The 11,448-nt window shown below is 46.4% G+C and carries 9 protein-coding genes and 3 tRNA genes; 6 read left to right on the top strand and 6 right to left on the bottom strand.

From position 1 onward, the window contains the following. Positions 1–242: 242 nt before the first annotated feature. Positions 243–314: transfer RNA gene (locus JGK36_RS29175), tRNA-Gly, on the bottom strand. A 220-nt stretch (positions 315–534) separates the two neighbouring features. Here JGK36_RS29175 and JGK36_RS29170 point away from each other — a divergent pair. The 5 genes from JGK36_RS29170 to JGK36_RS29150 all read left to right on the top strand — a co-directional run bounded on the left by JGK36_RS29170 (position 535) and on the right by JGK36_RS29150 (position 3,984). Continuing rightward, complete coding sequence (locus JGK36_RS29170; RefSeq protein ID WP_293185447.1) at positions 535–675, top strand: hypothetical protein; 141 nt, start codon at positions 535–537, stop codon at positions 673–675. Between the two features lie 161 nt (positions 676–836). Next, positions 837–1,298, top strand: coding sequence for a hypothetical protein (locus tag JGK36_RS29165; RefSeq protein ID WP_293185448.1), 462 nt, complete (start codon positions 837–839; stop codon positions 1,296–1,298). Between the two features lie 296 nt (positions 1,299–1,594). Then, positions 1,595–3,415 (top strand): ABC transporter ATP-binding protein, encoded by a 1,821-nt coding sequence (locus tag JGK36_RS29160; protein ID WP_293192609.1) that lies wholly within the window; start codon positions 1,595–1,597, stop codon positions 3,413–3,415. A 348-nt stretch (positions 3,416–3,763) separates the two neighbouring features. Then, a tRNA-Tyr gene (locus tag JGK36_RS29155) sits at positions 3,764–3,848 on the top strand. Between the two features lie 64 nt (positions 3,849–3,912). Continuing rightward, positions 3,913–3,984 (top strand) — tRNA-Thr (locus tag JGK36_RS29150). 648 nt (positions 3,985–4,632) lie between these two features. On the opposite strand, the gene JGK36_RS29145 is transcribed toward JGK36_RS29150, so the two are convergent. Together JGK36_RS29145 and JGK36_RS29140 are read right to left on the bottom strand one after the other, a co-directional pair. Continuing rightward, the gene (locus JGK36_RS29145) at positions 4,633–6,069 is read right to left on the bottom strand and encodes a hypothetical protein (protein WP_293198854.1); all 1,437 of its coding nucleotides are present in this window, start codon (positions 6,067–6,069) and stop codon (positions 4,633–4,635) included. 234 nt (positions 6,070–6,303) lie between these two features. Continuing rightward, positions 6,304–7,197: a peptidoglycan DD-metalloendopeptidase family protein gene (locus tag JGK36_RS29140; protein WP_293198852.1), complete on the bottom strand. Its 894-nt coding sequence runs from the start codon at positions 7,195–7,197 to the stop codon at positions 6,304–6,306. Positions 7,198–7,517: 320 nt separating this feature from the next. Here JGK36_RS29140 and JGK36_RS29135 point away from each other — a divergent pair, with 320 nt between their 5' ends. After that, positions 7,518–8,735, top strand: a complete 1,218-nt coding sequence (locus JGK36_RS29135; protein WP_293185453.1) for an HhoA/HhoB/HtrA family serine endopeptidase — start codon at positions 7,518–7,520, stop codon at positions 8,733–8,735. Positions 8,736–8,917: 182 nt separating this feature from the next. Here JGK36_RS29135 and iscB read toward each other — a convergent pair whose 3' ends face one another. The 3 genes from iscB to scpB form a co-directional block, all read right to left on the bottom strand. Beyond that, positions 8,918–10,201: an RNA-guided endonuclease IscB gene (gene iscB, locus JGK36_RS29130; RefSeq protein ID WP_293198850.1), complete on the bottom strand. Its 1,284-nt coding sequence runs from the start codon at positions 10,199–10,201 to the stop codon at positions 8,918–8,920. Positions 10,202–10,503: 302 nt separating this feature from the next. After that, positions 10,504–10,851: a DUF760 domain-containing protein gene (locus tag JGK36_RS29125; RefSeq protein WP_293198848.1), complete on the bottom strand. Its 348-nt coding sequence runs from the start codon at positions 10,849–10,851 to the stop codon at positions 10,504–10,506. A 42-nt stretch (positions 10,852–10,893) separates the two neighbouring features. Then, a complete protein-coding gene (gene scpB, locus JGK36_RS29120; protein ID WP_293198846.1) occupies positions 10,894–11,409 on the bottom strand; it encodes an SMC-Scp complex subunit ScpB in 516 nt (171 codons plus the stop codon). Between the last annotated feature and the right edge of the window lie 39 nt (positions 11,410–11,448).

Below are 11,448 nucleotides of genomic sequence, written 5' to 3'. Positions count from 1 at the left end.
TTGGTTTCACGTACTTTGCCATATTAGTATTATGGATCGCCATGTACGCATTGTCCAGTCTTGTCCAATAAATTAATGATTAGAGGCATACCGATCGCCCGCCCGATCGGCTATTGTGACTTGCCAGTTATCCAATCAATTTTACCACTAACTTAGGTGTTTTCAACAACCGTTAGGAGTATATGCGATATCTTCTCGCTATACTTTCCGGCTTAGTCTTCCTGGTTTTCTTGATTTTTAAAAGCGGGTGACGCGATTCGAACGCGCGACATTCACCTTGGCAAGGTGACGCTCTACCACTGAGCTACACCCGCATTTGCTGCGGTATTAATAATATTGCCTCACTGCTCGGAATTTGTCAAGTGTTTTTTGTAAGTTTTTTTCATAAACTCGCTGGGGCGCACCCGAATGCCTCACCCCGCCTGAAATTGCAGCAAGCAGATTGTTAAAAAAATCAGTAATTGCAGTGCTTTTGACCGCGATCCGCCGAGGGCAAAGCTACAATCAAGCTGCAATTGTGGGAGAACACTGCTCATGTCAGACTTAAATCGCGGAATCATGAAGTTCAAGGGAGCTGACAGCCCGATCGCGATCGCCATTTCAGCGATCGTCATTGCTGGAGGCATCGCCGTCTTAATCTGGTGGGCGCTGCAATCAGCCTACGCCTTCAGCTAACAGACTGCTCAAACCTAAAAATTAGAAAGCTTTTGTCAGAAGACAGAATTTAAGCAAATTCTGTCTTCTGTATTTTTTTGCCCTCAGATAGCACTTGCCAAACAGTTGTACGGTGCTTATCCTGGTCTTGATAACGGTTTCAAACTCGTAACTTAGTTAATATGCGATCGACTGTCTTAACCGTAGCTCTTCTGTGTTTAGCCACCCCTGCTTTTGCTACCACCTGCGAAGAAAGCTTCCAAAAAAAGGGAGACTTTTTCAATGGCGCTGCATTTTCGGCGCGCGTTCAGGTTGAGGGGTTAACGGTAGAAAAAGCATTTTCCCAATTGCGACCCATTTTAGCTCGCGAGGGCATCAAGACTGTTAGCACTGATGTAAGTATGGGTACCATGAAAGCGGAAAATCCCGCAACCGCATTTCAGCGTGCTTTGCCGATCGATGTATTTGCCTCACAGGATGGCAACCTGTTAAATGTAGAGATGATCTTTACCATTCCGAGTGGGGTGGGTGCAAGCAGGGACACCGTGAAAAAATACTTGTGTGGCGCCCTCAATCAATTACTGCCCAAAAGTACCAGTACAAGGACTTCTGCGACACTCCAACTAAGTTCAGCATTGGATTAATTCGATCGCTCTTCTTGAAACTATCTGCGTTAATCTGCGTTAGTCCGTGGTTTTCTGTTCCTGTATCAACGCTTAAAATATCATCGCTGGCGATCGATCTGCTTCATTCGATCGCCCCTTCCCCATAATATTTATCCCAAATCTGCGATCGCACTCCTAAACGAGCTGAGCTGCTTCAGATTTTCCCGATCGATTTCCCCGAATAATTACTTTTGTAGTATACTTGTAATTCAAGCGCCATCGCGCGCAGTTATCAGACTCAAGTGTTTGCAAGGGTTGTATCGCAACAAAAATTTATGGCAAGTTTTCGGGACATCCTTAAATACTACACCCGCTACAGTCAAATCTCAGTTCTCAGCATCGGTGCATCCAGCCTGTTTGCGATCGCGGATTTAGCTGTACCATACGCGATCGGACAACTATTAAACGTATTGTCCGATCGACCTCCAGATACAGTAACGCAAAAATCGATCGCAGCGATCGCCTCACTTACCCAGCAGTCACCCAGCAAGATATTATCGCTATCCGTCTTGCTGGGCTTGATTTTTGTGGTAACAGTCGTCAAAGCACCCATAGAACTTTGGATGGGAAATTGGTTCCATTGGGTAGTACCCTTGAGAGCAAGGCGGGATTGGATGAAAGGAGCGATCGGCAAAATGCTCACCTTACCCTTAGAATTCTACGACGAAAACAACGCCGGTCGGATTTCCAGTCGCATCGCCAAAGGCATCGCCAACCATACTTGGACATACCCAGAAATTGCCGCTGAATTCATCCCAGAAGTCGTCCGCTTAATCGGCATCTTTGCAGTTATTTGGTTAATTGAATGGCGCATCGGCTTATTAATTTCAATTTCCTTCGTATTTATCCTCAGTTTCACCCTCAAAGGCCTCCAAGGGCTGACTCGGCGCGAAGAAATTCTGGATGAATACATCGAAGATACCGAAAGTCGCAACTCAGAAATTATTACAAACATCAAAACAGTCAAAGCTTTTGCCACTGAAACAAACGAACTAAAAAAGCAAACAACCAGACTCGATCGCGAGTTGAAAGTTGTAATTCAACGCATTCACAAAGGATACGTCATCCTGGGGACATACCGACAAGCAATCGTCCAGCTTTGCCTGTTTTCAGTTCTCGGTTTTAGTCTAGCAGCAACAGTCGCAGGTAAAATATCTCTGGGATATTTTGTTACGGTTTACACCTTGGCAAGTATGGCCTATTCGCAACTGCGCCCGATTAGTATTATCGCCGAATTATTTGCCCGCCGCTATTCTTCAATGATCCGCTTCCACGAGTTTATGCAGTTACCAGACGGTATTGATGCGGTGAATTTAGCAACTGAAAATGCTGTATCTGCTTCGTCTTATAGATTTAGCGGGAAAATTGAGTTTTGCGGGCTGACATTCGGGTACGATCGCGAAAAGCCAGTTTTGCAGGATATCAATTTATTGATTCATCCCCGTCAAACCATAGCATTAGTCGGGCGATCGGGTTCGGGGAAATCAACATTAGTGAAACTGCTGTTTCGATATTTTGAGCCTAACTCCGGCCGCATTCTGATCGACGGCGAGGATATTTCCAGTTTAAATGTCACTGGCTACCGCAAGCGTTTAGCCATTGTCCACCAAGAAGTAGACGTGTTTAACGGTAGTTTGCTGGATAATTTGACATACGGCAACCCGAAAGCAACTTTCGCCCAGGTTGAAGAAGCTTGTCGCATCGCCAGAGTTGATGAGTTTGTGAACTTGTTGCCCCAAGGTTACTATACCGTTGTCGGGGAACGGGGAATGCGGTTATCTGGCGGTCAGCGACAGCGGTTAGGCATTGCTAGGGCGCTGTTAGTGGATCCGGACGTGTTAATCTTTGATGAAGCTACTTCTAGTTTGGATTATGAGTCAGAGCGATCGATCCAGCTAGCTATGCAGAACATCCTCGGTACGCGCACCACCATAATTATCGCCCACCGCCTGAGTACAATTCGCGAAGCCGATGCGATCGTCGTACTCGACGGCGGTAAAATCGTCGAAGTTGGCAGCCACGACGAACTCTTGAACCAAAAAGGCATTTACCGCCGCCTGCACTCCCTGCAAGAAACTGGCGAATTAGTAAATTAGGAATTCCCACTGAACCCAGACTTCCGGTGCTATAAGAATCCTAGACACACAGGTGGCCAGAAACCTGTTTTTTAGCAAAATATTCCTTGTAACCTGTTTCTTGTAAGGTTCGTAGTGCGGACTTCAGTCCGCTTTCCGTTCGTAGTGCGGACTTCAGTCCGCTTTCCGTTCGTAGTGCGGACTTCAGTCCGCTTTCCGGCGGAGGACTTACAGGCGCGAACTGTTTTTGTTATGGTAATCGATCGGACGCGACATGACTTATGTGTTCAGTCTTGAATGATTAGAGTTTTAAATGTCATGTTGCAAAAAAAGAAGAATCTGCTAGGATGTTTAACTGTGGGTACAAATGGGTCGGTGCCCGAGCGGTTAATGGGGGCGGACTGTAAATCCGCTGGCTACGCCTACGCTGGTTCAAATCCAGCCCGGCCCACCACAATTCACATAAAAGTTAAAAATCAACAATTAAATTTTTTAATGGGAAGTTTTTAATTTTTTACGCCCGTATAACTCAGTGGTAGAGTACCTCCTTGGTAAGGAGGAAGTCATGAGTTCAAATCTCATTACGGGCTTGGCTTTCTAAGACTTATGCCTTGACATTTTTAGAATATCAGCTAATCCCGATTAACGTTTTTCGATAATTTTGTTTATCAGTTTAACAAAAAAAAGCATAACTGCCCCTAATGTTAAGATTTATCAGAAAACTGGGTTGAAAACCCCGTCCTTTTAGGACAGCTTTAATTTCTAGGATCTATTCCTAAAAAATTGCGTAAACTAGAAAGAAGTATAGTATACTATAATAGTCAAGGTTAAACTCCTTTACCATCGTGAAACAGTTAAGACACACTTTTAGGTATAAACCGGGGGACGCAGAGCAGCGAAAACTCTTAAAACAGCTAAAGGGTCAACGCATCCTTTTTACCAGTAAAAACAAAGAACTTTCTTGATTTGTTAAGTAGGGTAGGGCATACCCAAACTCTAGGCTTGTATCCTAGTACGCTTTTGGAGATAGACCCTCTGGGGTTGCTGTGAGTTAGGCTCGTCAATTTGTACTATTGTACGGTTGAAAGGTTTAAGAACTGCCGCAAGGACATGGCGCTTAAAGGTCAGTCGATGAATTAAGAATCCCCACACCTTTAGGTTGGGGAGTGTCAAATCCCGTCTTCGTAGGTTGCCCCTAGGGTTTTTTATTTCATAGCGCCCAATAGCCGATGTAGAGGTTAGATGTCGGTTAACAGTTCGGTGATTTTGTCAGGGCTGACGCTGTAGATGCTAGCCGTATAAGCAATCATTTTAGCGTCAGCCCCTAGTTGTTTAAGCACCTTGATAGCAGAGTTTAGTGGAATAGCTTGGTTGTCTGACTTGGTTAGTAAGTCAATAGTGGTCTGGGTAGTCTGTCGTCTTTTATAAACTGTGTCATTCATTGTTGGGCTATGACCTAAGCTCATAGCGCGAGTTTCAAGACTTATCCCGCTCATCATTCCATTAAGATTACTCAGGTGTCGTAATGCGTGAGTCTGGGTAAACTTGCTCCAACTTTCTAAGCGGTCACGAGCCGATTTGTTGTATTTTCCGACTATTGTATTAGGGTTAGTTGAAACCAGGTTGAGTTCCGGCAGTTTGGCTGACTTGATTTCTAGTTGCTCTATCAAGTTAGCGTGAGTAGGGGGTAACAACGGAATAGTCAAGCGGTAGCCTGTTTTGGTTGTGGTATTCAGTGCAGTTTTATCCCCTACTACGGCAATCATTTTTGTGTTTATAGGGTCACTCAATGCGGGGATAGTAGCACCATCTTTGGTTTTAAACGGTTGGTTTACGTTCTGAATGGCAAACACTTCATGCACTCGCAGACCGTACACTATCTGCATTGAGAACACCCATAACCAAGCTTTTCGAGATTCTAAATGGTATCGCTTGTCATTGGCGGGAATATTTAGTACGTCGTTGCGTAGTTGCAAGAAATCCTCAATTGATACAGCTTGCAAGTCATCACGATAAATGGTTTGCTTGCCGTCAATATTGCTTAACTCCTCACGCAGTCGAGAGTCGCCAATAGTTTCGGCAAGTTTTTTCATCACGGACAAACAGGTCTGACGAGTTTTACTACCTGTTTTCTTGCTGTTAATAACTGACATTACGTCGGTGAGGTTTACTATTGTATCTTGCGGTAGCAGCTTGTAATATTGCCCGTATGCGTCATACCAGATAGATAGATGCGAAGCATTTTCTTTGTCTCGCTTCTGACGCTTTTTAGTGTATCCGTCCCAGTATCCGGCTTCTACTTTTGCGATCGCCTCACCAAACGTTATTAGGTCATTCCTGACGACGTTCTTTCCTAAGATTACATCGTCGTACCAACTCCAGAACTCTGTCTCGCTAGAAAGTGATTCTAGCGCGGTAGCGACTAGATGCGCTTTCTTCAGAGCGTCGGAGACACCCTGCATCGTCAGATTGCACCCACAGGACTTGTTGAATGGTTTGTCACCCAGTTTGAATTGGAGGGTGATGTAAGACCCCTTAGCTTTGGTATCTTTCTTCAACGCTACCACTTTGGGGCTTTCTTTTTGTGCCTCCTTCAGATAATCCAGAACCCGCTCATAGCCAATTAGGTAGTCTCCCCAGGTGCTAACGGTGACTGATTTAGATTTTTCGCTCATTTTTCGCTCATTTTTCGCTCGTTGAGTCTGCTTGTTGTCTACAGCTTACAGCGAAGAACTCGTTTTTCAATCAGATGCGGAAACAAGTCTTCTGAGATGAGCGATATATGGGCTGGAATGTCGTAAACTCATTAATTAAGTGAGGGGGTGCAATTCAAATCTCGCCAAGGGCTGGGAGTAAATTATCTCATAAAAAAAATATATGTGGTTGAATTGCGTGTTCAACCACCAATTCTATTTTTTAAGAGTAGCTTGCAAATAAACCAACGGATCTTCAGCCACCCAACCAGAACCAGAATTGTACCGAACTTCAAAATGCAAGTGAGATTGCGGAATATCCCGTTTTCCCGTCATCCCCACACTTCCCAAAACTTCTCCAAACTGAACTTTTTGACCGACTTTCACCGCAATATCTCTTAATTGAGCGTAGCGCGTTTGCTTCCCCGCTTGATGGTTCACGACAACTAAATTCCCGTAATCCCCCTGCGGCCCCGCAAAGGCAACTGTACCTCCGCCCGCAGCCAAAACCTGCGTACCTTCCGCCGCCAAAAAATCTACACCGCTGTGGAAAAAAAACTCACGACGTACCGGATGCCACTGCCGCCCGAAACGCAAACCTTCCACCGCTGGGGCGGGGAGCGGGAAGCCTTGCACCAACGATGTTGCATCGGGATTTACCGAAGGTACGATCGACCTATTCACCTTTGGCACAAACACCGTTTGTCCCAAAGACCTGCACCCATTCGCCTCAAATAGCAAATCTGCGGGGACTTGATAAACTTGGGCCAATTTTTGCCAATTCCAGCCCGCAGGCACTTCTACGAGCCTGCCATCGTAGGGAGGAATGACGATCGCACTTCCGGCACTAACTCGACCTCCCCGCAACATCGGATTTATCCCAATCAGCGCCGCTGTTGGCACATTGTACTGTCGCGCTATACTTTCTACCGTTTCGCCCTGGAGAGCGATGTGGCGGCGCGATCGAGCCAAAGCCGCCCCCAGGCAATCGCGGGCGGGGTTGGGGGTTTCTAAAGGTGCGCCGGGAGGAAGATTTGCCGCCGTTTTTTCAACAGGGGCGATCGAGCAAATCAGTGCAGAAATGACCCAAAATAGGCGTTTAGAACTCATTGCGTACAGAAAAAAGTATTCATTTCGGACAATTGACAATTTTTTAGCCGAGTGAAAAGGCTTATTTGAAAACTCCAGCCGTACCCCAGACTGTAAATCCCAGGCTAAGCCAAGTTACGATGAGAAGAATTATTAGTTTTTGTCGTTTTTGGCAAATCAGGCAATTTTTGCCCGTGATGCCCCTGTTGTGCCTGCTTGCTAACAGCTATGTTCTTGAGGAAGTGGTACGCCCCGCCCCGCTTCCTTCCCGTCGCCAAGACAAAAATGCTTAATGCCGAACGTGTCTGCGGGGATGAGGTATTCAGCGGGAGTTGTTAAATATGAGTTTATCTTTTAAGCAGTTGACCCTTTATGTCACTTTGCTGTCTGTTGGGGGAGGCATCGGATGGTTGGGGAATCGCTATCTACAAGGCTCAAACAATCCAGAAACCGGATCAGTTTTGCCCGTGGTGCGCCAGCAAATCCCCTCCTATGTGTCTCCTCCTGTTCAGGAAAATCGCCCAGTCGATCGCAGCAATCCCAATTTTATTGCTGAAGCAGCCGAAAAAATCGGCCCTGCTGTCGTACGCATTGACGCCTCGACTAAGGTAACGAATCAAGTCCCCGAAGCTTTCAACAATCCTTTGTTTCGCCGGTTTTTTGGGGACAATTTGCCCAAGCCGGAAGAACGAGTCAAGCGCGGTACGGGTTCTGGGTTTATTCTCACTCCTGATGGCCGCATCGTGACTAATGCTCACGTTGTCTCCGGGACGGATACTGTGAAGGTGACGCTCAAAGACGGCCGCGAGTTTGAGGGTAAAGTGCAGGGCGTCGATCCGCTGACGGATGTTGCTGTTGTGAAAATTAATGCCAAGGAACTCCCGCAGGTGACTTTGGGTCGATCGGACAATATTGTACCCGGACAGTGGGCGATCGCGATCGGCAATCCTTTAGGTCTCGACAATACCGTGACTGTGGGCATTATTAGCGCCACGGGTAGAACCAGTTCCCAAGTCGGCATCCCCGACAAACGAGTCCGGTTCATCCAAACCGACGCCGCCATCAACCCCGGTAATTCAGGCGGCCCGCTACTGAATGACCAAGGCGAAGTAATTGGCATCAATACCGCCATTCGCGCCGACGCTCAAGGCTTGGGATTTGCAATTCCGATCGAAACCGCCAAACGAGTGTCAGATCAGTTATTCGCCAAAGGTAAAGCAGAACATCCCTATCTCGGCATTCAAATGCTCAGCTTGACTCCCGCCACCAAGGCAGAAGTCAACAAACAACTCGATAATAAAATTACGATCGATCGAGGCGTAGCCGTGACGAGAGTCGTGGAAAATTCCCCTGCCAAACAAGCCGACTTGCGCGCTGGAGATGTCATCCAAAAAATTGACGGAATTGCGGTCAACACTCCCGGGGACGTACAAGAACGGGTGGAAAACACTGCTGTGGGCAAAGAACTCGAAGTGGAAATTAACCGTTTCGGTCAAGTTCAGAAAATTAAAGTACGTCCGGGTGCTTTTCCCATATCGGGGAGTCCAACCGGTGGTTAAGTTCAAGCGGTGGAGTTGAAAAACAAATCTGATGCTGGATAGTCCTAGACGCAAAAACCGGGTTTTGCCACCCAAATCATCCGTGTATCGCCAGGTATATACGATTAAAAACCCGGTTTCTTAATTCCCTGTCATAGCATCTAGTAGCCTTATATTGGAGTAAATGTGAGTAAGCGGTAGTATTAGTACCCATAACCGTAACCATCATTTCGGTGGACAAAAGTTATGTCATTCATGTTCTTTAAACTGATTCTATTTCCATCGATCAAAACCTCACAGCCTTTCTTTGTCGGGGTTTTCACCCGCGTCGTATATATGCCAGCTTTCACTTTCTTTCTGTCCTTTGATATAAAAACTTTGACAATGTCACCTGCGGTAACGTGATGAAACACTTCCTTGGCGTTGTGAACTGCCGGGAAACCAGAGGCATTAACGCGCCGTGCTTGCCGATTACCATGACCTTTACACATCACAATCAAGGGCTGATTGGTTTTGAGCTTAATGGATTCGCCTGATGCCCCCACACAGGCAGCGTCAATGCTGTGAGATTTTTCTAGTCCCTGAGAGCAGCGGTTGAACTTGGTTCTACCGCCAGTCCAACAGTTCACCTTTTCACAAAGCGTTTTTGCGACGCGGACAATCGCAAATCGGGTCGAATTGACGGCAGCAGCATCTTTTAACGGTTGCTTCACCTGCTGCAATATTTGATTGAGCAAGTCAGGTTTACCCGACAGGAAATCACGAACATCTTGATCCCCTTTCGCCTGATTGCAGGTGTGACAAGCAAGCGTTAAGTTACTCACTCGGTCACTGCCACCTTTCGATTTAGGGTGAATATGTTCCACCTCTAACGGAACATTTTCCACGCCACAATAAGCGCATTTTCTGCCCCATTTTTGCAGCAAGTATTCACGCATCTCGTAACCCATCAACTCGCCTTGTTGATACTCGGTTCCGTCGATTTCAGGATTGATTAATTTCTGTGTGTCAAACCTCACTTGCTCGATTTCAATGCAGGTCACGGGGCAGTACCGAATGAACCGTTTAATCCAAGTTTCAACCGTTTGAAGGCGATGCCTCAGTGATGGTGCCAACCATCCTTCCGGCTTGGTGCGGTTAAACCGTTTCTTTCGGTATCGCAGATTGCGGGAACGTCTTCCCCGCCTAAATCCTGCGCGACGAAGCAAATTAGATTCGATCGTGTCGCCACGGTGCTGCATCTCCATCCGAAACAGAATTTCATCGCCACACTGAAGAGCGAATCCCGTCCATTTTGCTCCGGGATCGATCTTGATGGAATATTGCTTAGTGACAGGATTTAAAATCTGATTTTGCAGTATTAAAACGTAGGGAACTTGCCGAAAAACTTTAGCTTTTCCTTTAGACTGAAGCTCTCTAGCTCTCGCTGAATGAATCATATCTAAAGGTGTTCGATCGGCATTAAGAAGGAAAACGTAATTTTGCATTTCTGCATCTCCATTGCTGGGTTAAGTTTGCTTTGACAATGCTCTGGTGGCTTGTTATCAAAATCGGTTTTTCACCTTCAGAAACTAGGCAATGTTCCGTTCTTAACCGCTTAGGACTAGCGAATCCTATTAAGGTATTGACCAGTCGAGCGTAGGCAATTAAGCCTTAGTCTGGCGTAGCGGGGGAATCTAGAAAACTACGAATTCCTCGGATTTACTCCGTTTCTTCGCTACTCCGTCCAGGAATGTTTATGTTGTCAACACGTTTCATTTTTCTGGCTTCCCCAAGCCGCCGCTCTTTGTTACTTTTCTTTGGTAGGGTTTGGTTGAATCGAACTCGTGCTTGCTAAATTTTCTTCTAGGTACATCCTCTGCTCCATTTGTCTCAGAAAATAGCCTGTCATCATCGCTGAAGCTAGTAAACCTGCTAAGTTTTCGCGGTCTGTGGTAATTTCGACGTTAAAATTGTCCGAAGGCAAGACGCCGACAAGTCCTTGAACGTTATGAGAGATAATTTCTCTAATTTCTGGGCTGGCGGACTTGGCGATGCGGGCTAGAACCTCCGGAGATTGGTGTTGGAGGTACTTCAGAAGTGGATTGACTGCGGTTTGTTGGGCATTGTCCAGGTCAAAGTCAGGGTGAAAAACCATTTGGCGATTCTTAATTTCTGGCTTGCTATATTCTACTTCAAACTACTCCTCATTGCTTGGGTACAAATTTGCCTGAAAGTCAAGTTGTAATTGTTTGGGCAATTGGTCTACTTGAAAATACCGGTGAAATTTTTCGGTAACTTGTAGCCAGTACGATCGCCCATCCGTTGGCTTTCGTTTCCGCACGAAACCCATTTCTACCAGTTCCTGCACTTGTTGGTAAGCCCCCGAACCCCGCAAATTCACTAAATCTGGCTGCGCGATGCCACCTTTGAGGGCGATCGCAGCCAGCGTCCGCAAAGCTCCAACACCTAATTCTGGGGGTATTAAAGTTTGCATTAAACTGGCAAACTCGTCTCTGAGTTGCAGGCTGTATCCCGTTGGGGTTTCGACGACTTCTAGGGCACTGTCGCGGTGGGATGAGTCAGACATGAGCTCGATAATCGCGTCTTCGGCGGACGATCGATCGCACTTAGCAATCTCGGCAATCTCTACAAGCGACACCGGCTGACCTTTTAGGTAAAGTATGGCTTCTATTGTTGTGGCTAAACGAGTCATTGGGGAATTTGTAATTAGAAATAGAGACGTTGAATGTTG

The organism is Microcoleus sp. PH2017_35_SFW_U_B, assembly GCF_020737865.1.
Lineage (GTDB): Bacteria > Cyanobacteriota > Cyanobacteriia > Cyanobacteriales > Microcoleaceae > Microcoleus.
The sequence above is the reverse complement of the archived record's forward strand: the minus strand, read 5'-3'. Positions and strand labels throughout refer to the sequence as shown.

Coding starts and splice junctions, on each gene's coding strand:
- JGK36_RS29140 (WP_293198852.1), bottom strand. CDS start 7,197: ATGAGTTCTAAACGCCTATTTTGGGTCATTTCTGCACTGATTTGCTCG.
- scpB (WP_293198846.1), bottom strand. CDS start 11,409: ATGACTCGTTTAGCCACAACAATAGAAGCCATACTTTACCTAAAAGGT.
- JGK36_RS29170 (WP_293185447.1), top strand. CDS start 535: ATGTCAGACTTAAATCGCGGAATCATGAAGTTCAAGGGAGCTGACAGC.
- JGK36_RS29125 (WP_293198848.1), bottom strand. CDS start 10,851: ATGGTTTTTCACCCTGACTTTGACCTGGACAATGCCCAACAAACCGCA.
- JGK36_RS29135 (WP_293185453.1), top strand. CDS start 7,518: ATGAGTTTATCTTTTAAGCAGTTGACCCTTTATGTCACTTTGCTGTCT.
- iscB (WP_293198850.1), bottom strand. CDS start 10,201: ATGCAAAATTACGTTTTCCTTCTTAATGCCGATCGAACACCTTTAGAT.
- JGK36_RS29145 (WP_293198854.1), bottom strand. CDS start 6,069: ATGAGCGAAAAATCTAAATCAGTCACCGTTAGCACCTGGGGAGACTAC.
- JGK36_RS29160 (WP_293192609.1), top strand. CDS start 1,595: ATGGCAAGTTTTCGGGACATCCTTAAATACTACACCCGCTACAGTCAA.
- JGK36_RS29165 (WP_293185448.1), top strand. CDS start 837: ATGCGATCGACTGTCTTAACCGTAGCTCTTCTGTGTTTAGCCACCCCT.